The sequence below is a fragment of the Affinirhizobium straminoryzae genome (genome assembly GCF_007004135.1).
Lineage (GTDB): Bacteria > Pseudomonadota > Alphaproteobacteria > Rhizobiales > Rhizobiaceae > Neorhizobium > Neorhizobium straminoryzae.
Window position 1 is genome coordinate 41,764 of record NZ_VJMG01000013.1, and the last position, 20,283, is coordinate 62,046.

21 protein-coding genes and 1 pseudogene are annotated in these 20,283 nt (G+C 63.2%); 14 read left to right on the forward strand and 8 right to left on the reverse strand.

What is annotated here, in order from left to right; genetic code table 11:
* Positions 1 to 138: 138 nt before the first annotated feature.
* Positions 139 to 393, reverse strand: coding sequence for a hypothetical protein (locus tag FNA46_RS06340; protein ID WP_143124275.1), 255 nt, complete (start codon positions 391 to 393; stop codon positions 139 to 141).
* A gap of 107 nt (positions 394 to 500) precedes the next feature.
* On the opposite strand from FNA46_RS06340, the gene FNA46_RS06345 reads away from it, so the two are divergent.
* The 6 genes from FNA46_RS06345 to FNA46_RS06370 all read left to right on the forward strand — a co-directional run bounded on the left by FNA46_RS06345 (position 501) and on the right by FNA46_RS06370 (position 5,763).
* Entirely contained in the window at positions 501 to 1,079 is a 579-nt protein-coding gene (locus FNA46_RS06345) for a DNA-3-methyladenine glycosylase (RefSeq protein ID WP_246102887.1), read from the forward strand.
* Positions 1,080 to 1,216: 137 nt separating this feature from the next.
* Entirely contained in the window at positions 1,217 to 2,422 is a 1,206-nt protein-coding gene (gene kynU / locus FNA46_RS06350; RefSeq protein WP_143124276.1) for a kynureninase, read from the forward strand.
* Positions 2,419 to 3,258 carry a tryptophan 2,3-dioxygenase gene (gene kynA / locus FNA46_RS06355; RefSeq protein ID WP_185969749.1) on the forward strand — a complete coding sequence of 280 codons (840 nt, stop codon included), beginning with the start codon at positions 2,419 to 2,421 and terminating at the stop codon, positions 3,256 to 3,258. The genes kynU and kynA overlap by 4 nt, the downstream gene beginning before the upstream one ends.
* Positions 3,259 to 3,289: 31 nt before the next feature.
* Positions 3,290 to 4,117, forward strand: a complete 828-nt coding sequence (locus FNA46_RS06360; RefSeq protein WP_143124278.1) for an alpha/beta hydrolase — start codon at positions 3,290 to 3,292, stop codon at positions 4,115 to 4,117.
* A 121-nt stretch (positions 4,118 to 4,238) separates the two neighbouring features.
* Positions 4,239 to 4,976: a YoaK family protein gene (locus FNA46_RS06365; protein ID WP_143124279.1), complete on the forward strand. Its 738-nt coding sequence runs from the start codon at positions 4,239 to 4,241 to the stop codon at positions 4,974 to 4,976.
* A gap of 4 nt (positions 4,977 to 4,980) precedes the next feature.
* Entirely contained in the window at positions 4,981 to 5,763 is a 783-nt protein-coding gene (locus FNA46_RS06370; RefSeq protein WP_143124280.1) for a YdcF family protein, read from the forward strand.
* A gap of 3 nt (positions 5,764 to 5,766) precedes the next feature.
* Here FNA46_RS06370 and FNA46_RS06375 read toward each other — a convergent pair whose 3' ends face one another.
* Positions 5,767 to 6,240, reverse strand: coding sequence for a hypothetical protein (locus tag FNA46_RS06375; protein ID WP_143124281.1), 474 nt, complete (start codon positions 6,238 to 6,240; stop codon positions 5,767 to 5,769).
* A 124-nt stretch (positions 6,241 to 6,364) separates the two neighbouring features.
* Between FNA46_RS06375 and FNA46_RS06380 the strand changes: the two genes are divergently transcribed.
* Positions 6,365 to 7,015, forward strand: coding sequence for a trimeric intracellular cation channel family protein (locus FNA46_RS06380; protein WP_143124282.1), 651 nt, complete (start codon positions 6,365 to 6,367; stop codon positions 7,013 to 7,015).
* Between the two features lie 7 nt (positions 7,016 to 7,022).
* Here FNA46_RS06380 and irrA read toward each other — a convergent pair whose 3' ends face one another.
* Positions 7,023 to 7,439: an iron response transcriptional regulator IrrA gene (irrA, locus tag FNA46_RS06385; protein WP_143124283.1), complete on the reverse strand. Its 417-nt coding sequence runs from the start codon at positions 7,437 to 7,439 to the stop codon at positions 7,023 to 7,025.
* 300 nt (positions 7,440 to 7,739) lie between these two features.
* Between irrA and fabA the strand changes: the two genes are divergently transcribed.
* Genes fabA through fabI form a run of 3 tightly spaced genes read left to right on the forward strand, consistent with a single transcriptional unit; the run spans position 7,740 to position 10,334 of the window.
* A complete protein-coding gene (fabA, locus tag FNA46_RS06390; RefSeq protein WP_143124284.1) occupies positions 7,740 to 8,255 on the forward strand; it encodes a 3-hydroxyacyl-[acyl-carrier-protein] dehydratase FabA in 516 nt (171 codons plus the stop codon).
* Positions 8,256 to 8,299: 44 nt separating this feature from the next.
* The gene (fabB, locus tag FNA46_RS06395) at positions 8,300 to 9,523 is read left to right on the forward strand and encodes a beta-ketoacyl-ACP synthase I (RefSeq protein WP_143124285.1); all 1,224 of its coding nucleotides are present in this window, start codon (positions 8,300 to 8,302) and stop codon (positions 9,521 to 9,523) included.
* Between the two features lie 4 nt (positions 9,524 to 9,527).
* Positions 9,528 to 10,334 (forward strand): enoyl-ACP reductase FabI, encoded by an 807-nt coding sequence (gene fabI, locus FNA46_RS06400; protein WP_143124286.1) that lies wholly within the window; start codon positions 9,528 to 9,530, stop codon positions 10,332 to 10,334.
* Positions 10,335 to 10,419: 85 nt separating this feature from the next.
* On the opposite strand, the gene FNA46_RS06405 is transcribed toward fabI, so the two are convergent.
* The 3 genes from FNA46_RS06405 to rpsO form a co-directional block, all read right to left on the reverse strand.
* Entirely contained in the window at positions 10,420 to 11,436 is a 1,017-nt protein-coding gene (locus FNA46_RS06405; protein WP_143124287.1) for a class I SAM-dependent methyltransferase, read from the reverse strand.
* A gap of 78 nt (positions 11,437 to 11,514) precedes the next feature.
* Positions 11,515 to 13,662, reverse strand: coding sequence for a polyribonucleotide nucleotidyltransferase (pnp, locus tag FNA46_RS06410; protein WP_143124288.1), 2,148 nt, complete (start codon positions 13,660 to 13,662; stop codon positions 11,515 to 11,517).
* 369 nt (positions 13,663 to 14,031) lie between these two features.
* Positions 14,032 to 14,301 carry a 30S ribosomal protein S15 gene (gene rpsO, locus FNA46_RS06415; RefSeq protein WP_143124289.1) on the reverse strand — a complete coding sequence of 90 codons (270 nt, stop codon included), beginning with the start codon at positions 14,299 to 14,301 and terminating at the stop codon, positions 14,032 to 14,034.
* Positions 14,302 to 14,574: 273 nt separating this feature from the next.
* On the opposite strand from rpsO, the gene FNA46_RS06420 reads away from it, so the two are divergent.
* A complete protein-coding gene (locus tag FNA46_RS06420) occupies positions 14,575 to 15,513 on the forward strand; it encodes a hypothetical protein (protein WP_143124290.1) in 939 nt (312 codons plus the stop codon).
* 45 nt (positions 15,514 to 15,558) lie between these two features.
* Here FNA46_RS06420 and truB read toward each other — a convergent pair whose 3' ends face one another.
* Both truB and rbfA read right to left on the reverse strand, forming a co-directional pair.
* The gene (gene truB / locus FNA46_RS06425; RefSeq protein WP_143124291.1) at positions 15,559 to 16,488 is read right to left on the reverse strand and encodes a tRNA pseudouridine(55) synthase TruB; all 930 of its coding nucleotides are present in this window, start codon (positions 16,486 to 16,488) and stop codon (positions 15,559 to 15,561) included.
* A gap of 12 nt (positions 16,489 to 16,500) precedes the next feature.
* Complete coding sequence (rbfA, locus tag FNA46_RS06430) at positions 16,501 to 16,914, reverse strand: 30S ribosome-binding factor RbfA (protein ID WP_143124292.1); 414 nt, start codon at positions 16,912 to 16,914, stop codon at positions 16,501 to 16,503.
* Positions 16,915 to 17,310: 396 nt separating this feature from the next.
* Between rbfA and FNA46_RS06435 the strand changes: the two are divergent.
* From FNA46_RS06435 to FNA46_RS06445, 3 genes and pseudogenes are all read left to right on the forward strand, one after another.
* Positions 17,311 to 18,429 (forward strand): annotated as a pseudogene (locus tag FNA46_RS06435) (DUF475 domain-containing protein); the annotation flags it as partial.
* Positions 18,430 to 18,506: 77 nt separating this feature from the next.
* A complete protein-coding gene (locus FNA46_RS06440) occupies positions 18,507 to 19,589 on the forward strand; it encodes an Ldh family oxidoreductase (RefSeq protein WP_246102889.1) in 1,083 nt (360 codons plus the stop codon).
* Positions 19,590 to 19,825: 236 nt separating this feature from the next.
* Positions 19,826 to 20,283, forward strand: a 458-nt coding sequence (locus FNA46_RS06445) for a siderophore-interacting protein (RefSeq protein WP_246102891.1), incomplete at its 3' end; no start/stop codon positions are given.

Consider the following 20,283-nt stretch of genomic DNA (forward strand, 5'->3'; position numbering starts at 1 on the left):
CTGAAAAATCCCTATCGGGCGCCAATCTGACGGAAACCCGGAATTCGCAACCGTGATAACGGTCAGCAAGGCCATGGGTTTAGATCCCACGATCACGCCACAACAGAGCCGCCTAAGCAAAAAAACGAAGAGGCACGCTTACCGTCGCGGCTCGCCACCCGGCGCATAGACGCTTTTGCGCTCGAAGCGGAACTTGTGGCCGCACTGGCAGCGCAGCATGTATTTCCGCGGATCGCGGGCGGCAAATTCGGTGTAGAAACCCTTTGGCATCTCGTCGACCTGGAAGCCGGGGTCCTTGCGGCGCGGGTCGTCGTCTTCGGAAACCTCGGCAAAGCCGGAGTGTCCGCACTGGGGGCATTCGAGTTTTCGGGAATATCGGTCGCGTGCTGCCATGGCGGCAGAGGTAGAGGCTCGCGGGCGGGCTGGCAAGGGGCGGATGCCGCCTTGCTTTCATCCATCCACCCCTTGCCGTGGCCGGCAAGGCGGGCGAGATAGGCGGCATGACGCCCGAGACCATGCCCGCCGATCTTGTCGCCTTCTTCGACCGCAGCGCGGTGGAGGTGGCGCGTGACCTGATCGGCGCCACCTTCAGCGTCGATGGCGTCGGCGGCATTGTCGTCGAGACGGAGGCGTATGAGCCGGACGATCCGGCCTCGCACAGTTTTCGCGGCGAGACGCCGCGCAACCGCGCCATGTTCGGCCCGCCGGCGCAGACCTATGTCTACCGCTCCTATGGCATCCACTGGTGCCTGAATTTCGTCTGCCGGCCGGGCAGCGCGGTTCTGATCCGCGCGCTCCAGCCGACGATGGGTCTCGAGACCATGATCGCGAGGCGCGGCCTTGCCGATCCCCGGCGTCTCTGCGCGGGACCGGGGCGGCTGTGCGAGGCGCTCGGCATCGATCTGTCGCATGACGGAAGGCCGCTCTCAACGAACCCGTTCGCCTTGGCATTGTCCGGCCTGCCGCAACCCTTCGTCTCGGGGCCGCGCATCGGCATCAGCCGGGCCGTGGATCTGCCCTGGCGGTTCGGCCTTGCCGGATCGCGCTATGTGAGCAAGACATTCCGGCAACCCGCCTGAGAAGGCAGAATCTGCGGCAGGGTCGCAAAATCTAGTTTAAACCTAAAGCAATCTTGCTATTCTCGCGACACACCCCTCTAGACTTCGCGATCATGCCGGCGCGCGCTGCGGGGGTTTTGCCCGATCGGACGGAGACAATGACAGATTTCGAACAGACCCGACGCCTCTTCCACATGCCGGAGGGCGTGATCTATCTGGATGGCAATTCGCTCGGCCCCCTGCCGCTTGCTGCCGAGGGGCGCGTCTCGGCCATGATGACCGAGCAATGGGGCGCGATGCTGATCCGCGGCTGGAACGACGCCAACTGGATGGCCATGCCGCGCCGGATCGGCGACCGCGTCGGCCGCCTGATCGGCGCGCCGGAGGGAAGCGTGGTGATGGGTGATACGCTCTCCATCAAGGTCTACCAGGCGCTGGCGTCTGCGCTCGACATCGCCGCCGAACGGGATCCCAAGCGTCGCGTCATTCTCTCCGACAACGGCAACTTCCCCTCCGATCTCTATATGGCCGAAGGGCTGATCCAGACGCTGGATCGGGGCTATGAACTGAAGGTGGTCGATCCGGAAGCCGTCGAGGCAGCCATCGACGAGACGGTCGCCGTGACCCTGCTGACGGAGGTGGATTACCGCACCGGCCGCCTGCACGATATGGCGGCGCTGACGGCGATGGCGCATGCCGCGGGCGCCCTCTGCGTCTGGGATCTCGCCCATTCGGCCGGCGCCATCCCCGTCGATCTTCTCGGCGCCGATGCCGATTTCGCCGTCGGTTGCACCTATAAATATCTGAACGGTGGCCCGGGCGCGCCGGCCTTCATCTATGTCTCGCCGCGCCATGCCGATCGCGCCCGCCCTGCCCTGTCCGGCTGGCTCGGCCATGAACGTCCCTTCGCCTTCGACCTGCATTATCGTCCCGGCGATGGCGTCGATCGCATGCGGGTCGGCACGCCGCCGATCCTCGCGCTCGCGGCGCTCGATGCAGCCCTTGACGCCTGGGAGGGCGTCGAGATGGCGGATGTGCGGAAAAAATCCATCGCGCTCTGCGATCTCTTCATCGCCGAGGTCGAGCAGCGCTGCCCGGACCTGGTGCTCGGCTCGCCGCGGGACGGTACGCAGCGCGGCAGCCAGGTCTCGTTCCTGCATCCGGAAGGCTATGCGATCATGCAGGCGCTGATCGCGCGGGGCGTGATCGGCGATTTCCGCGCGCCGAACGCCATCCGCTTCGGCTTCACGCCGCTCTATATCGGCGAGCGCGAGGTGATCGCCGCCGTCGACATCCTCTCGGACATCATGACCAACCGGCTGTGGGACCAGCCGCAATTCAAGAAGAAGGCGCTTGTGACGTGACGGCGAAACCCTACGACCCAGCCCAGGAAGGGGCAGAAATGTCCTTTCGCGAGCGCATGTCCTATACGGATTACCTGCAGCTCGATCCGATCCTATCGGCGCAAAAGCCGCTGTCGTCGGCGCATGACGAACTGCTGTTCATCATCCAGCACCAGACGTCCGAACTCTGGATGAAGCTCGCGATCCACGAGATCACCTCGGCGATCGCCGCGATCCGGCGCGACGACCCGCAGCCGGCCTTCAAGATGCTGACGCGGGTGGCGCGCATCTTCGAACAGCTGAACGGCGCCTGGGACGTGCTGCGCACCATGACGCCCAGCGAATATACCGAGTTTCGCAATGCGCTTGGCCAGTCCTCCGGCTTCCAGTCCTACCAGTACCGGGCGATCGAATTCCTGGCCGGCAATCGCAACCTCGCCATGCTCGGGCCGCACAGCCACCGGCCGGACCTGATGGAGCATCTGGAAGCGATCCTGGCGCGGCCGAGCCTTTACGACGAGGCGCTGCTGCTGCTGGCCCGCAACGGTTTCGACATCGGGCCGGATGCCGAGCGCACCTCCTGGCGCGACAAGCGCAGCGAGAACGACAAGGTTCTCGACGCATGGCGCACGGTCTATGCGGCGCCCGGCCGTTACTGGGTGCTCTACGAACTCGCCGAAAAGCTGGTGGATTTCGAGGATTACTTCCGCCGCTGGCGGTTCAACCATGTGACCACCGTGGAGCGCGTCATCGGCTTCAAGCGCGGCACCGGCGGCACCTCCGGCACCCAGTATCTGAAGAAGATGCTGGAGGTGGAGCTCTTCCCCGAACTGTGGCGCGTGCGTACCGTCCTCTGACGCCTACGCCGAATCAGGAAGGAAACCTGCCATGCTGTTCCACCGCATCACCGATTGGGACGACGCCTATACCAATGGCGGCAACATTCCGCGCGGCGAGCGCTGGCCGGACGCCTGGGTGGAACCGGCAAGCGCCTACCGGGAACGCCTTGCCGCAGACGGACGGGCAAAGATCGATCTTGCCTATGGCGAGGGCGCGCGCCACCGCTTCGACCTCTTCCTGCCGGAGACGACGCCGAGGGGTCTCGTCGTCTTCGTGCATGGGGGCTACTGGCAGGCGCTCGACAAGTCCTACTGGTCGCATCTGGCGGCAGGCAGCATCGAGAGCGGTTTTGCCGTGGCCATGCCGAGCTATACGCTCTGCCCGCAGGCACGCGTCGGCGACATCGTCCGGGAGATCGCAGCCGCCATCACCGATGCGGCGGGCGAGATCGACGGGCCGATCCACCTGACGGGCCACTCTGCCGGCGGCCATCTCGTCACGCACATGGTGGCGGCCCCCTCGCCGCTGCCAGAAGCCGTGCGGGCGCGGGTGCGCACCGTGGTGTCGATCTCCGGCGTGCACGACCTGCGCCCCCTGATCCACACCAATCTCAATGTCAAACTTCGGCTGTCGCCGGAGGAAGCCGCCGCCGAAAGCCCGGTGCTGATGCGACCCGGTGAAAACACCCGGCTGTTCTGCTGGGTGGGAGGCAACGAGCGTGCCGAATTCCTGCGCCAGAATGCGCTGATGGCAAGCCTCTGGCTTGGCCTGGGTGCGGAAACCGGCGCCTATGTGGAGCCCGACCGGCACCATTTCAGCGTGGTGGACGGGCTTGCCGATCCGCGCCATCCGCTGACCCTCACGCTGCTTTCGTGATGCGATGCAAAATGTGATGGCGCGGGGCCCCCTTCGCCCGTTCCACCGCGCCTGCCTCTGCGGTTAGTCTTGCGCAAGGGCGATTCTTCGCCGGCCGCATCGCGCGGCTGAAGGGCAGACCATGACACGGGCAAGACGGCGCAACATCATTCGGGTCCAGCGGACATGGACGGGGCTTGGCCTCGTTGCGGCGATCTCCTTCATCGCCGGCATGACCGATGCCATCGGCCTGCGCCTCTCCGGCGACTTCGTCTCCTTCATGACCGGCAATACGACGCGCGCGGCCATCGCCATGGCCGATGGCGATCTGAATCACGGGCTCATCCTGCTCGCGGCCATCCTTGTTTTCGTGCTCGGCAATGCACTCGGCATCGTCGTTGCCCATCTCGTGCCCCGCCGCATCTTCGGCGTCCTGGCCAGCGTCTCGCTGCTGCTCGCGCTCGGTGCGATGATGCAGGCGCCGGCCCTGCATTTCCTTCGGTTCTATACGGTGGTGCTGGCGATGGGCATGGTGAATGCCACGGTGGAGCATATCGAGGGCCTGCCGATCGGCCTCACCTATGTCACCGGCGCCCTGTCGCGACTGGGGCGCGGCATCGGCCGCTTCATCCTGGGCGACCGGCAGATGGACTGGCGTATCCAGCTGGTGCCCTGGCTCGGCATGGTGAGCGGCGCCATCAGCGGGGCGCTTCTCGGCATCGCCTTGCCGCAGACTGCGCTCATCGTCGCCGCCTTCCTGACCATGATGGTCGCCCTGTTTTCCCTGCGTATCCGGCGCGCCCTGCATCGGCGTTACAACCAGCGTGTCATCCGCCCGTCGGCACATCGGCCGATCCACCCGTCCGCGACCCGCAAGTGAGCCCATGTTCTATCTGTCGAAAATCTTCTGGCTGCTGGCGCAGCCCCTGTCGCTCGCCTTTCTGCTGACCGCTGCGGGCCTTCTCACGGCGCTTGCAGGTGCCCGGCGGCTCGGACTGCTGTTCTCCTGCCTTTCGGCGCTGGTGCTGTTCCTGACGCTCTACACCACCGCCGGCGCGCTGCTGCTGCAGGCGCTGGAAGCGCGTGTGCCCAAGCCGTCGACCGATCCCACCTCGATCGCCTGCATGATCGTGCTGGGCGGCGCGATCGAAAACGACGTCGTCGCATCGCGCGGCGGGGTGGAGCTGAATGCTGCGGCAGACCGCTATACCGAAGCCCTGCGGCTCGCCCTGTCGCATCCGCAGGCGAAAATCCTCGTCTCCGGCGGCGATGGATCGATCAGCGGCCGTTTTCCCGGCGAGGCGGGGCTCGCCGAACAGTTCTTTGCGGCGCTCGGCGTGCCGCCACAGCGGCTGATCAAGGACAATACCTCGCGCAACACCTGGGAAAACATGCTGAACACCAAGGCGCTGCTGGCCGCAAACGGCCTGACCGATTGCCTGCTGATCACCTCCGGTTTCCACATGCCGCGCGCGCTGGCACTGTTCCAGAAGGCCGGCATCGCGGTCGTCCCCTATCCGGTGGATTTCCGCAGCCGCGGCAACGAGCGGCTCGGCTTCGATTTCACCCAGCCGTCGCTGAACGCCCAGAACACCGCCACGGCCGTGCGCGAATGGCTGGGCCTGCTCGGCTATTATCTCGCGGGCCGCATCGACTGGCCGTTCTGACGTTCACTTCTTGGAAATCGTCACCATGCGGGCGCCGCGCACGCGCACCGTCATTTCGCACGGGGCGGAATCGGTACGGTCGCAGTAATGCGGCGCCATGTTGAAGACGAAGACCATGTTGCCGAAGCGCTTGATGAACTCGTAGCCGAACAGCTGGGCGGTGGCGATCATGAAATAGCCGCCTTCCTTGGCCTGGAGATAGAAGTTATAGGGGCAGCCTTCCGCATCGCAGCGTGTCTGTGTCTGGCCGTCGCAGGTGACGGCGCCGTGATTGACCACCGCATCGATGATGCCGTCATTGTTGATGTCGATGCGGCTGATGAAATCCGGGCCGAACTCCACGCTCTTGCACTGCGCGCGAAAATAATCCTTCTCGTAGATTTCCGGGTCGGACAGCAGCTTCTGCTGGGCTCCGGCCGCCGATGGCAGCAGGATCAGCGCAAGGGCCTGTAGGATCGTGATGACAAGAACGCGCACGCGCCTCTTCCTCATGTTCATTCGCCTGTAGACAACGCCCGGCCGCAATGGCCGCAGGGCAAAACCACCGCTATGCTTAGCATCACGCACTTGCGCGACGCTGGTGCGGGGAAACGAGGACGCCATGTCGCTGCTGATGGTGCTGGATTATGCGGGCGTGGCGCTGTTTGCCGCGACAGGCGCCCTTGCCGCCTCGCGCAAACAGCTGGACCTGATCGGCTTCCTGTTCTTTGCGGCGGCAACGGGCGTTGGTGGGGGCACGCTGCGCGATCTCGTGCTCGGCCAGACGCCTGTCTTCTGGGTGAAGGACCCGACCTATCTGCTGATCTGCGCCGGCGTCGGCATCTTTGTCTTCCTGACGGCGCACCGGGTGGAATGGCGCTACCGCCTGCTGATCTGGCTCGACGCGGTCGGCCTCTCCGCCTACAGCGTGATGGGGGCCGCCAAGGGGTTTGCTGTCACCCAGTCACCGACGATCGCCATCGTGACGGGCACGATGACCGCCACTTTCGGCGGCATCCTGCGCGACCTGATCGCCAACGAACCCTCGATCCTGCTTCGGCCGGAAATCTACGTGACCGCCGCCCTTGCCGGGGCGAGCGCCTATACGGCGACGCATCTCCTCGGCCTGCCGCTGGCCTACAGTTCGGCGGCCGGTATCTTCGTCGCTTTCGCGCTGCGCGGCGGCGCTTTGCATCATGGCTGGATGCTGCCGCGCTACCGCCCCCGGGCCGGACGCCCGCAGGACGAGGCCATGCGAAAGAAGAAGGATTGAGAGGAAATCAGCGACGCTTTTCGCGCAGGCGGATGATCACATCGACATGGGCGATTTCCATGCCCTCCGGCGGCTCCGGAAGATTGTCGATCTGCAGATTGCTGACGGGAATATCGAGCACCTCGTTGCGACCTTCCACGAAGAAGTGATGATGGTCCGAAACATTGGTGTCGAAATAGGTCTTGGCGCTTTCAACCGCAAGCACACGGATCAGACCGGCTTCAGTGAACTGGTGCAGCGTGTTGTAAACGGTGGCAAGTGACACGGGCACGCCGGCCGTTGTGGCTTCTTCGTGCAGTTCCTCGACCGTCAGGTGCCGATCGCCCTTGGCAAACAGCAGATCGGCCAGGGCAACACGCTGCCGCGTCGGGCGAAGCCCGCAATCGCGCAGTCTGGTCTCCACATCGGTCACGGCTTCAGCCATCGGTGACGCAAGCTCCTGTCAGGCCCGGGGACATCCGGTATATCTAGAGTGCTGGATATAACTTTAACTGCGCCCCCTTTCAATACCGCAACCCCCTGCCCGCCCCGCAACGGCGGGGAAATGCGAAATTTTGGCCCCAAAGCCTCTGGTTTGGAGGGTCCGCTTCCTATATGCCGACCTGAATCAACTCGGCTCGGTCCACCTTGCAACATCAGGGCGGCCGATCCGCGCGCTTCAATTTCAGGCGGTCTTGCAGTAAAGACGCAAGGACATCGCGACGAGGGGGAACGGACAAGCCTCATGGACAGCAGACAATCGAGCTTCACTTACGAAGAAATCCTAGCCTGTGCGCACGGCCAGTTGTTCGGCCCGGGCAATGCGCAGCTGCCTCTGCCGCCCATGCTGATGGTCCACCGCATCACGGAAATCTCCGAGACGGGCGGGGCCTTCGACAAGGGCTATATCCGTGCCGAATACGACGTGAAGCCCGATGACTGGTATTTCCCCTGCCACTTCGAGGGCAATCCGATCATGCCGGGCTGCCTCGGCCTTGACGGCATGTGGCAGCTGACCGGCTTCTTCCTCGGCTGGCTCGGCGAAGAAGGCCGCGGCATGGCGCTCTCCACCGGCGAAGTGAAATTCAAGGGCATGATCCGCCCGCACACCAAGCTTCTGCAATACGGCATCGACTTCAAGCGCGTCATGCGCGGTCGTCTCGTGCTCGGCACCGCCGACGGCTGGCTGAAGGCCGACGGCGAAACCATCTACCAGGCCACCGATTTGCGGGTCGGCCTTTCGAAGGACAAGACGGCCTGATATCGCTTGGGCACGTTTTCAGGAAACAACAAGGGTTAGATCAGATGCGACGGGTAGTTGTCACAGGCCTTGGCGTGGTCTCCTCGATCGGCAACAATGCGGCGGAAGTCACCGCATCGCTGCGCGATGCCAGGTCCGGCATCTCCTTTTCGGAGGATTTCGCCGAGCATGGCTTCAAGTGCCAGGTCTGGGGCCGGCCGAATATCGACACGACCGATCTCGTCGATCGCCGCGCCATGCGCTTCCTCAGCCAGGGCGGCGCCTGGAACCACGTGGCCATGAAGCAGGCGCTTGCCGATTCGGGCCTTGAAGACAAGGATTACGCGGAAAACGAACGCGTCGGCATCATCATGGGCTCGGGCGGTCCCTCCACCCGCACGCTGATCGATGCGGCCGAGATCACAATGAAGAACAACAGCCCGAAGCGCATCGGCCCGTTTGCCGTGCCGAAGGCCATGTCTTCGACGGCGTCTGCCACGCTTGCCACCTGGTTCAAGATCCACGGCGTCAACTACTCGATCTCGTCGGCCTGCTCGACGTCCGCGCACTGCATCGGCAATGCCGTGGAAATGATCCAGTGGGGCAAGCAGGACATGATGTTCGCCGGCGGCCACGAGGATCTCGACTGGACCATGTCCAACCTATTCGACGCCATGGGCGCGATGTCGTCGAAATACAACGACACGCCCGCCACCGCTTCGCGTGCCTATGACGCCAACCGCGACGGCTTCGTGATTGCCGGCGGCGCCGGCGTTCTGGTTCTCGAGGAACTGGAACATGCAAAAGCCCGCGGCGCCAAGATCTATGCCGAAATCGTCGGCTATGGCGCGACCTCTGATGGCTACGACATGGTGGCACCGTCCGGCGAAGGCGCCATCCGCTGCATGCGTCAGGCGCTGAAGACCGTCGATGGCAGCGTGGATTACATCAACACCCACGGCACCTCGACGCCGGTCGGCGATTCCAAGGAAATCGGCGCCATCCGCGAAGTGTTCGGCGACAAGATCCCGCACATCCAGTCGACCAAGTCGCTGACCGGCCATTCGCTGGGCGCGGCCGGCGTACAGGAATCGATCTATGCCCTGCTGATGATGCAGGCCGGCTTCATCGGCGAAAGCGCGCATATCCAGGAGATCGATCCCGAATTCGACGGCGTGCCGATCGTGCGTCAGCGCATCGACAATGCCAAGATCGACATCGCCCTTTCCAACTCGTTCGGGTTTGGCGGCACCAATGCCACGCTCGTCTTCCAGCGTTACAACGGATAAACCCATGAGCGGAATCATGCAGGGTAAGCGCGGCCTCATCATGGGGGTTGCGAACAATCATTCGATCGCCTGGGGCATTTCCAAGGCGCTCGCGGCACAGGGCGCGGAACTCGCCTTCACCTATCAGGGCGAAGCGCTCGGCCGCCGCGTCAAGCCGCTGGCGGCGGAGCTGAATTCGGACTTCATCATTCCGTGCGACGTGGAAGACATCGCCTCGGTGGATGCGGTCTTTGCCGCCATCGGTGAGCGCTGGGGCAAGCTCGATTTCGTCGTGCACGCCATCGGCTTCTCCGACAAGAACGAGCTGAAGGGCCTCTACGCCGACACCACGCGCGACAACTTCAGCCGCACCATGGTGATCTCCTGCTTCTCGTTTACCGAGATCGCCAAGCGGGCGGCGGCCCTGATGGACGAGAACGGCGCCATGCTGACGCTGACCTATGGTGGGTCGAGCCGCGTGATCCCGAACTACAACGTGATGGGCGTCGCCAAGGCCGCGCTCGAAGCCTCGGTCCGCTATCTGGCCGCCGATTACGGCCCGAAGGGCATTCGCGTCAACGCGATCTCGGCAGGTCCGGTCCGCACGCTGGCAGGTGCGGGCATTTCCGACGCCCGCGCCATCTATTCGTGGAACCAGAAGAACTCGCCGCTGCGTCGCACCGCGACCATCGAGGATCTCGGCGGTTCGGCGCTTTACCTGCTCTCCGACCTGTCGCGCGGCGTGACCGGCGAAATCCATTACGTCGATGCTGGCTACAACATCACCTCGCTGCCGACGCTGGACCGGCTGCGCAACGCCGACGCCGAGTAAGTCGCTCGGATATATGGATGCGAAAAGGCCCCGGATGCGACGCATCCGGGGCCTTTGACATTCTGGGCCATGGACGCAGCGCAGCTTATTTGCGTGCGTGCAGCACCTTGAAACGGGCATTGCGGCACACTTCGCCGCTGTCCTTGAACTCGGCGGCCAGAACCTGTTCGTAGGGCAGGCCGCGATTGGCGACCATCAGCAATTGCCCGCCGATGCGAAGCGCCGCCGCAGCCGCCTTGATGAAGGCCTGCCCGATCGCCGGATCGGCCGCATGTCCTTCGTGGAAGGGCGGGTTCATGATGACGAGATCGTATTTTTCCTTGATCGGCTCGGCCGTCAGATCCTGCCAGAAGAAGCGGGTCTGCAGATCGGGGCAATTGCGGGAAAGATTCTTCTTCGCAAATTCCAGCGCCCGGTGATCAGCCTCGAACAGATCGATGCGGTTGGTGCGCGGCGACGCCTCCGCCAGCATCACCGAGAGATAGCCCCAGCCGGCGCCGAGATCGGCCGCATTGCCGTCGAAATCCCGCGGCAGGCGGCTGGCGAGCAGTTCCGAGCCGGCATCGACGCGGTCATGCGAGAAGGTGCCGGGCACCGCCTCGAAACGCTCCTCGACGCGCTGCGGCGCCTGGGAGAACCTGGCGACCGCTGCCGAAACCTCGGACGGTCGGGTGAACCAGGCGACGACGCCGTGATACTTCGGCATATGCTCGATGGCAAAGCCCAGATTGGCGATCTGCTTGCGCAGCGGCTGGATGCCGTCTTCCTTGGAACCGGCCAGTACGATCAGGCCGCCTTCGCGCACGCGCTGGAGCGCCTGGGCGACATTCTCCTCGTTCTCGCCCTTGTGCTTGCCGCAGAGGATCAGCGCGCCGTCATAGGCCTCGCCTTCCACTTCCGGCACCACATGCGCGCCGTTGACGCTGAGCGGTCGAAACAGCGGCCGCAGCGGCTGGATGTTGACGATCTCGGCGGCAAACCCTTCCGGCAGGCGCGGCCCGACCTCGGCTGAGAGAAACAGGAAACGGCTCCCCTCGCCGGGCAGCGGCAGGATACCGGTGGCGAAGGGATGGAACAGGGTCTTGACGGCGTCGCGGATCATGGCGGTCTTCCGGGGCTTGGATAGCAAAGGGGCGCGGAAACCTCCCGCGCCCCAGGATCACTCGAGAAGGGAGAGGGCTTATTCGGCGGCAGCGTCGCCGTCGGCCTTCTTCTTCTCGGCAACGATTTCCTGGCCGGTCGCCTGATCGACGACCTTCATGGAGAGGCGAACCTTGCCGCGCTCATCGAAGCCCATCAGCTTGACCCAGACCTTGTCGCCTTCCTTGACGACGTCCGAGGTCTTGGCAACGCGCTCGGAAGCCAGCTGCGAGATGTGCACGAGGCCGTCGCGGGCGCCGAAGAAGTTGACGAAGGCGCCGAAATCGGCGGTCTTCACAACCGTGCCTTCGTAGATCGCGCCGATTTCCGGCTCGGCCACGATGGAGTGGATCCACTTGCGGGCGGCTTCGATTTCCTTGCCGGAGGCAGAGGCGATCTTCACGGTGCCGTCGTCTTCGATGTTGATCTTGGCGCCGGTCTTTTCGACGATTTCGCGGATGACCTTGCCGCCCGAACCGATGACTTCGCGGATCTTGTCGACCGGGATGTTCATCACTTCGATGCGCGGTGCAAATTCGCCGAGCTGGCCACGGCTCTCGGTGATGGCCTTGGCCATTTCGCCGAGAATGTGCTTGCGGCCGCCCTGCGCCTGGCTGAGCGCGACCTTCATGATCTCTTCGGTGATACCGGCGATCTTGATGTCCATCTGCAGCGAGGTGATGCCGGCTTCCGTGCCGGCGACCTTGAAGTCCATGTCGCCGAGGTGGTCTTCGTCGCCGAGAATGTCGGAGAGAACGGCGAAGCGATCACCTTCGAGGATCAGGCCCATGGCGATACCGGCCACCGGCTTTGCCAGCGGAACGCCGGCATCCATCAGCGCGAGCGAGGTGCCGCAGACGGTTGCCATCGAGGACGAACCGTTCGACTCGGTGATTTCCGAGACGACGCGCAGCGTGTAGGGGAACTGTTCGGTCGTCGGCAGCATCGGGTGGATGGCGCGCCAGGCGAGCTTGCCATGGCCGATTTCGCGACGGCCCGGCGAACCCATGCGGCCGGTTTCCCCGACGGAATAGGGCGGGAAGTTGTAGTGGAGCATGAACTGCTCCTTGTACATGCCGGTCAGGCTGTCGACATACTGTTCGTCTTCGCCGGTGCCGAGGGTGGCAACGACGAGCGCCTGCGTTTCACCGCGGGTGAACAGGGCCGAACCGTGCGTGCGCGGCAGCAGGCCGACTTCGGCAACGATCGGGCGAACCGTTTCGAGGTCGCGGCCATCGATGCGACTCTTGGTGTCGAGAATGTTCCAGCGAACGATCTTCGCCTGCAGGTGCTTGAACACGGCGCCGACGACTTCGGCGGTGTACTTGGCTTCGCCGTCAGCCGGCAGGAAATGCGCCTTCACCTTGGCCTTGACGGCATCGACGGCAGCGTAGCGTGCAGCCTTCTCGGTGATCTTGTAGGCGTCGCGCAGTTCGGCTTCGGCCAGCTTCAGCATCTCGGCTTCGAGTTCGGAATGATCTTCCGGCTCGAATTCGCGCGGCTCCTTGGCGGCCACTTCGGCGAGCTTGATGATCGCGTCGATGACCGGCTGGAAGCCCTTGTGGCCGAACATCACGGCGCCGAGCATCACGTCTTCGTTGAGTTCCTTGGCTTCCGATTCCACCATCAGGACGGCGTCCTGCGTGCCGGCGACGACGAGGTCGAGGCTCGATTCGTCCATCTCGTCGAGATGCGGGTTCAGCACGTATTCGCCGTTGATGTAACCGACGCGGGCGCCGCCGACCGGGCCCATGAAGGGCACGCCGGAGAGCGTCAGGGCTGCCGAGGTGGCGACCATCGACAGGACGTCCGGGTTGTTTTCGAGGTCATGCTGGATGACGGTGACGACGACCTGCGTGTCGTTCTTGTAGCCTTCCGGGAAGAGCGGGCGGATCGGGCGGTCGATCAGGCGGGAAACGAGCGTTTCGTTTTCCGACGGACGTCCCTCGCGCTTGAAATAGCCGCCCGGGATCTTGCCGGCGGCATAGGTCTTTTCCTGGTAGTTGACGGTGAGCGGGAAGAAGTCCTGACCCGGCTTCGGCTCCTTGGCGGAGACGACGGTGGCGAGCACGACGGTTTCGCCATAGGTGGCAATGACCGCGCCGTCAGCCTGGCGGGCAACCTTGCCCGTTTCCAGCTTGAGCGGGCGGCCTGCCCACTCGATTTCAACGGAATGCGTGTTGAACATGGTTTCAGTCCTTCTTGCGCGGCGGGCGGCAGCTCTTGCAACGAAGAGATCAGTGCGCCGGCCTGCGCGTCATGTGACGCGATCACGGGCAAGACAACGGGAGGCTTTCCTTCGGTCCGGATCATGCTCCGACCATCAAAAGGACGAGGGGACCAGAGTATCCGCTCGTCGCGCGCCGGATCAGGGATACGGCGAAAGCTTCCGGCAATCCTGCCCCATGACAGGTCATCGGTTGGGTTCGGCAGGTCCGGCCCATCCGGGCCCGCCAGACAACCACCCTTCACCGGGTGGCTTCAGGTTCCGGGCACGTGCTGCCCGGAAGGACAACCGGCGGACGATCGCATCGATCGCCCGCCGGACTGTTTCGTCTTAGCGACGGATACCGAGGCTCGAAATGAGCTTCGTGTAGCGAGCTTCGTCCTTCTTCTTCAGGTAGTCGAGAAGCGAACGGCGGCTCGAAACCATCTTGAGGAGACCACGACGGGAGTGGTTGTCCTTCTTGTGGCCCTTGAAGTGTTCGGTCAGGTTGTTGATCCGCTCGGTCAGGACGGCAACCTGGACTTCCGGCGAACCGGTATCGCCTTCGGCGGTTGCGTATTCCTTGATGAGGGCAGCCTTACGCTCTGCAGTGATCGACATCGGACAATCCTTTCTGATGTGAGGAATTGAGGGACGCCGCAAGCCGGGATGTCGTCCAGCTTCGGCCATGAACGCCGGGATCGGCCCGCAATGCAGGCCGCCCAGCTGGCGGTGCGTATAACGCATTCCAGGCAACATGGGAAGGCCTCGGGTCGCTCAACCACCCCATCGGAGCAGCTACTTTCGGACCAAAGCACTCAAAGAATTAACCTGACCCCATGAATCTGCTATACATGAATCCATAGGCAGATCGACTTACGCAGGGAACGTGAAATGGAATACGTATTTTATACGGTCAAGTCCGGAGATCAGCTTCTAAAGATAATTCGGGATCATCATGGAGAGGCTAAATTTTTAGCGCAGAAAAATAATCTGATCGAAGATTTCAAAAAGTGCAATCCGCTTGTCACGAATATAAATCTCATTCACCCTGGACAGGTTATAATGCTCCCCCGCTTCACTCAAGGCGAGGCTCACCAAGGCATAAACCATTCCGACGTGATTTCCTGCCAGGCGGTTTCCCAGAATCTGTCCCGCCATGAACCAGATTTTCTGGAATCCATAGGATCTCTCGCTCTGACAGAGCTGCCTGAACGGGCAGGAGATGAATTTATCAAGCGAGTAAAAAAGGCAACCGAAGATGCAGTTCCAGAGATGCGAAAAATTGCCTTGAATTATTACAGAAAAGAATCCGGATCAATTACAAGAAACCAGTACGACTACCGGAGAAAAGTGAGCATTCTTGAAATCAACAGGCGTGTCGGCAGCCTGCACAAATTGATCACTCCTCAAAAGTCAATCTCCGAAATCCTCCGGATCAAACCTCATGAAATCAAAAGAACACAGGGAATTCTTTCGGAAATAGAAAAATATGCGCGCGTGTCAAAGGTCGCGAAGCACGGAGGCGCGATTCTCGCTGTCGCAAATGTGATCGAGACGGCGGCGGAAGTCCACACGGCAGAATCCAATGAGGAGCGTACCGTCATCGTTTTGGATACGGTAGCAGGCATACTGGGGGGAAGTGCTGTTGGACTTCTGATGGTAGGAACCCCCGTCGGCTGGATCGGAATGGCAATGCTCGTGGCAGCATCGACAGCCGGCTCAGTCGCAGCTCAAGCCGCGGGCAGGGCAATCCAAAGGGAAGTTCTCTTCGACGCACGCGGAAACCGCATCACCACGCCGCTGGATAACCTCTGGAAAGCCGTCTACTGATGACAAAGCGCCAGCCTGGCCATGCCAGCCAGCGCTTCACTGGTATCAGACGAACACCCGCTTCGGACGAAACTCGCCCTGGCCGATCTCGCCGATCGCCACCAGCTTGCCGCCGGCAAGCGCCACGGCCTCCGGCTCGGCGACAGGCGCGTCGCGGCCGCGCAGGATGATCGGATTGCCCATGCGCAACCGATGCGCCTGGTCGTCGCTGATGCGGATCTGCGGCAGGGCCGACAGCGCCTCGCCGGTATCGACGAGGAAGGCATCGAGTGCAGCCAACCGTTCGTCACGATCCTCGATCGCTTCCAGGGCCACCAGTTCAGCGAGCGGCACCATGGTCTCTTCCGCAAAGGGGGCGACGAAGGTGCGGCGCAGGTCGGAAATGTGGCCGTAGCAGCCCAGCTCGCGGCCGAAATCGCGGGCGAGCGAGCGCACATAGGTGCCCTTGCCGCATTCCACCTCGAAGAAGGCGCGGTCGGTTTCGACCTTCAGCAGCGTCAGCCGGTGGATTTCCACGTCACGCGAGGGAATTTCCACGGTCTCGCCGTCGCGGGCGAGATCATAGGCCCGCTCGCCAGCGATCTTGATCGCGGAAAACTGCGGCGGCACCTGGCTGATCGTGCCCGTATAGGCCGGCAGCAGGGCGCGGATCGCCGCCTCGTCCGGACGCGTATCGGAGGTCTGCGTGACCTCGCCTTCCAGATCGTCGGTCGAGCGTTCCTCGCCCCAGGTCACGGTGAACTCGTAGATCTTGCGGCCGTCCATCACGTAAGGAACGGTCTTCGTCGCATCGCCGAGCGCGATCGGCAGCATGCCGGAGGCCAGCGGATCGAGCGTGCCGGCGTGTCCCGCCTTCTGGGCATTGAACAGCCACTTGATCTTGCCGACGGCTTCGGTGGAGCCGAAATCGACGGGCTTGTCGAGGATCAGCCAGCCGGAAACCGGCCGGCCCTTGGGTTTGCGGGGTCTTGACATTGTGCTCTGATCTTACTGGTCGGTGTCGTCGCTTGCGTCGGCTTCAAGATCCCGCTGGACCTCTGGCGACCGCAGCAAAGCATCGATCTTCTTGTAGTTGTCGAAACTGGTATCGTCGCGGAAGCGGACTTCCGGCATGTATTTCATCTGGCGCAGCTGGCCGCCGAGACGGCCGCGAATGAACTTCGCATGGCGGTTCAGCGCCTCGATGACCTTGGCGTGGTCGGAGACGCCGAGCGGCGTCACATAGGCGGTGGCGATCTTCAGGTCCGGCGACATGCGCACTTCAGAGACGGAGATCACCGTCTTCTCGATGAGGTCGTCGCGCACTTCGCCGCGCTGCAGAACCTGGGTAATGGCGGCACGAACCTGTTCGCCGACACGCAGCATGCGCTGCGACGGCGCAGAAGATGTAGCTTTGCTCATTGTTGTTTTTCTTTCCTTCGGGCCAGTCTCAGGGCTTCAAGTCTAGCAGATTTCAAGCCGGGTGGCGCGGGCAAGGGCGCTCCATGCCCTGCCTTGCGGGAAACGTCAAGATTTGCCGGCCTTTCGGCTGCGTTTCTTTGCGCATGCCGGGCGAGATCGGCCCTCCGGGCGGTTGCATCTTGACCTTTGGCCAGATTTTGCCATCTTCGAGACTGTCTCCCCGAACAAGACCGATCCCGGGGATCAAACCTTGGTGCCGGGCCCCTCTGGCGAGAGTTTTTACGGCGCTCTCGTGATGTCGGTACCGCTTGCAAATCAGCCGGCGGATGAGTCTGCCATGATAATCTTGAACATCCCGTCCACGGGTGCGCGCATGGGCGTGCGTTCCCGTCTCTTCTTCATCGTTCGCAAAGGCCGGAAGGGGGGTGCGGTATGAGCCAGACCCCCGCACAGGGCACCACCCTCGGTTATTTCCGCTGGGCCTTCATCGTCACCGTGCTCGGCCTCGTTCTCGGCGGCGTGCTCGGCTGGCAATCGACCGGCACGATCGGCGGCATGCTGACCGTGTTCTTCGTCTGCGCCGTGCTGGCGGTGCTGGAAATCTCGCTCTCCTTCGACAATGCCATCGTCAATGCCAACAAGCTCAAGGACATGACGCCGGTCTGGCAGCAGCGCTTCCTGACCTGGGGCATCCTGATTGCCGTGTTCGGCATGCGCATCGTCTTTCCGCTTCTGATCGTGGTGATCGCCGCCGGCATCGGCCCGATCGATGCGGTGATCCTCGCGGCCGCCAGGCCGGAGGAATATGCGCGCATCATGCACGAGGCGCATCTGCCGATCGCGGCCTTCGGCGGCACCTTCCTGATGATGGTCGGCCTCACCTTCTTCTTCAACCACGAGAAGGACGTGCACTGGATCGCGTTCATCGAGAGCCGGGTGGCGCGCTTTGCCAGCATCAAGGGCGTGGAAATCGCTTTCGTGCTGCTGCTGATCATGGTCTTCTCGCAGTTCCTGCCGGAAGCGGATGCCTCGACCTTCGTGCATGCGGCCGTCTACGGCCTGTTGACCTTCCTGCTGGTGGAGGTGCTGGGCGGCGTGCTGGATGCCTCGCAGAAGGCGATGAGCGAGGCGGCCAAGGGCGGTCTCGGCGCCTTCATCTATCTGGAAGTGCTGGATGCCAGCTTCTCCTTCGACGGCGTGATCGGCGCCTTCGCGCTGACCCAGAACCTGTTCATCATCGCCATCGGCCTTGGCATCGGCGCCATGTATGTGCGCTCCATGACGATCATGCTGGTGGAGAAGGGCACGCTGGCGCAATACCGCTATCTGGAGCACGGCGCCTTCTACGCGATCCTGATCCTCTCGGTGATCATGTATGTGCAGACCCTGGTGCATATTCCGGAGGTGATCACCGGGCTTGGCGGCGCAGGTCTCATCGGCCTCTCGCTCTGGTCCTCGATCCGCTACAACCGGCAGGAACGCCGGCATGCGCAGGAACTGCATCAGGCCGTTTGATCGGACGCGTTTCCCATGCCATGACACAGGATATGCGCGGGCCCTTCGGGGCCCGCCTGCTTTCGGGAGGAAAGATCATGAACGACACGCAAAAGGCCGGCGTCGAGAGCCGGATGGCGCCGCTTGCGGGGGTGGAACGTTTCAGCCGCGCCGTATTCCTGGCCTCGGGTGCCGACGAGGCAACGGCGGATGCCGCCACGCGGGCCATGCTGCACGCCTCGCGGCTCGGCGTCGACAGCCACGGCATCCGCCTGCTCGATCACTATGTGACGGCGATTGCCGGCGGGCGGGTGAACGGCCGCCCGACCCTCCGCTTCGAGGAGGATGGCGGGGCCGTTTGCCGGCTGAATGCCGATCACGCGCACGGAGCACTGGCGACCTACCGCGCCATGGACCGGGCGATCGAGCTTGCCGACCGCTTCGGCATCGGCGCCGTGTCGATCCGCGACAGTTCGCATTTCGGCGCGGCCGGCGCCTATGCGCTGCATGCGGCCGGTCGCGGTTTCATCGGTCTTGCGGTCTGCAATTCCGACAGTTTCGTACGCCTGCACGACGGCGCATCGCGTTTCCACGGCACCAATCCGATCGCCTTCGGCGTGCCGGTCTCCGGCGACAATCCCTGGCTTCTCGACATGGCGACGAGTGCCATTCCCTATAACCGGGTGAAACTCTACGAGAGCCTGGCGCGGCCGCTGCCGGAGGGCACGGCCTCGGATGCCCATGGCATCGATACCACGCATCCTTCCGAGGCCGAAATGCTGGCGCCGCTCGGGGCGGCGTTCGGCTTCAAGGGCGCGGGTCTTGCCGGGCTGGTGGAAATCCTGAGTGCGGTGCTGTCCGGCATGACGCTGAGCTTCGACATCCTGCCGATGGGCGGGCCGGACATGGCGACGCCGCGCGGGCTTGGCGCCTTCGTGCTGGCGATGAAACCGGGAGCCTTCGTGCCGGAGGAAACCTTCAACGCCGGCATGGCGCGTTATCTGGAGGGACTGCGCACCTCTCCCGCCCGGGCCGGCACGCAGGTTCTCGCCCCTGGCGACCGCGAATGGCAGGTGGCCGCACTGCGCGACCGCGACGGCATTCCGCTCGATCCGGCAACCCTTCAGGCCTTCCACCGCTTTGCCGAACGTCACGGGATACCCCTTCCCTTCGAGGAATGAGCCTGAGAGGCCGTCTTCCAGCTGACCCGGACAGGCTCTCTGTTCTTTTGTTTTCATTTGTTTTTCGGAGAGCCACAATCCATCCCCACTCGAGACAACCGCCGGCATCGCCCGCGGCAAAGAAGCGGAAACAAAACATGACTTTCAAATGAAGGAATAAGGCGCTATCCAATGGCAACCATTGCACGGGACCGGCCCCTGCCTGCCGTCCTGCGCCACATTACAAGGATTGCACCATGGATCAGCCGCTTGCCCCGAATGCCGAAATGCCACGCCAGCGCCCGCAGCTGCCGAGCTGGACTCTGACGGTTGCGGACGCCTTCGACATCACGCCAAACATGCGCCGCGTGCTGTTTTCCACCGATAGGTTTGCCGATTTCACCTACAAGCCCGGTCAGGACATCGTCTTCTTCCTGCCGCTGGAGAATGGCGAAACCGGCCGCCGCCACTACACGATCCGCAGTATCGATCGCGACGCGGGCACCATTGCCGTCGATTTCGTGATGCACGGCAACACGCCCGGCCCGAACTTTGCCCGTCAGGCTAAGGCCGGGGACACGGTGGAGGTGAAGGGGCCGCGCGGCCGCGTGGTGTTCAACCCGGAGGCCGACTGGCACCTGCTGACCGGGGACGAGACCTGCATCCCCGGCATTCTCCACATTCTGGAGACGCTGCCGCAAGGCGCGCGCGCCTT